We start from the raw sequence: 859 nt of genomic DNA, 5'->3' as shown, positions 1-859 counted from the left end.
GATGATATTGACCAGCCAAGATCGCGATATGACTCAATAGATTGGGGCCCATGATGCCTTGAGGTATATCGCTCGGCTTTCTGGCCCTCGCGGTTTCGCCACACTGAGAGCATTTACCAGAAAAGAGCCGATACTCGGTAATATCCATTGTCGGTTTGGGAATTTCATGAACCTGATGTCGATAAAAAGGTTTATCACTCATCTTAAGGTTCGTATCGCCACAACAAGAACAGGCACTATCTGGGTAACATTCAACAAAGGTATCAGATGGTTTTAATTCTGAGAGTTGTCGTTTGTGCCCTGAGTGACCTTGTGTAGCTCCTCTCGGATTGCGACCACTAGAGCTTTGAGCTTTTTTCTTTCAGCCCGCTCTTTAGGCCCATCGGATGATGGTGATTTGGATGAATTAGCGCTGCTAGTTTTGAGCTTGTCCTCATAGTGGCGCAACTGCTCCCAGAGCTCAACAATCAGCGCATTCGCTTCGTTGATATCTGAGGCCACGGGCGGCGAAGATGAGAATTTAGATTTTTTCTTTTTCATGCATTAAGCATGACGGCTAGAAATGATCACTCAATTAGGAATGTTGGATCAATTGCGTTAACTCACACTTTTTGTCAATGGACTGCTGGTGAACGCTTACGATTCAAACGCTTAACGCAAAAGCTCTCTTTTTAGTGATATTTAACCTATACCCCTGATCATTGAAAATGCTTGATTTTATTTAGAATCAGGATCATGCTACGAACCATGAAAATTACACTGACTCCTCAGCAGAAACTGCAACTCGAACAAATGCACGATTCTACTCGTGATGGTCGAGTGCGTGACCGTATTAAAGCAGTATTGCTTACCACAGAGG

1 protein-coding gene and 2 pseudogenes are annotated in these 859 nt (G+C 43.9%); 1 reads left to right on the top strand and 2 read right to left on the bottom strand.

The window, feature by feature from the left end; translation table 11 throughout:
• Positions 1–202 (bottom strand): annotated as a pseudogene (locus DA100_RS21305) (IS66 family transposase); the annotation flags it as partial.
• Positions 203–273: 71 nt separating this feature from the next.
• The gene (locus tag DA100_RS21300) at positions 274–540 is read right to left on the bottom strand and encodes a DUF6444 domain-containing protein (protein WP_240800883.1); all 267 of its coding nucleotides are present in this window, start codon (positions 538–540) and stop codon (positions 274–276) included.
• A 207-nt stretch (positions 541–747) separates the two neighbouring features.
• On the opposite strand from DA100_RS21300, the pseudogene DA100_RS08445 reads away from it, so the two are divergent.
• Positions 748–859, top strand: a pseudogene (locus DA100_RS08445) (IS630 family transposase); the annotation flags it as partial.

The organism is Vibrio sp. Hep-1b-8, assembly GCF_006124995.1.
Classification (GTDB): domain Bacteria; phylum Pseudomonadota; class Gammaproteobacteria; order Enterobacterales; family Vibrionaceae; genus Vibrio.
Note: the sequence above shows the minus strand (reverse complement) of the source record. Positions and strands in the feature narration are given on the sequence as shown.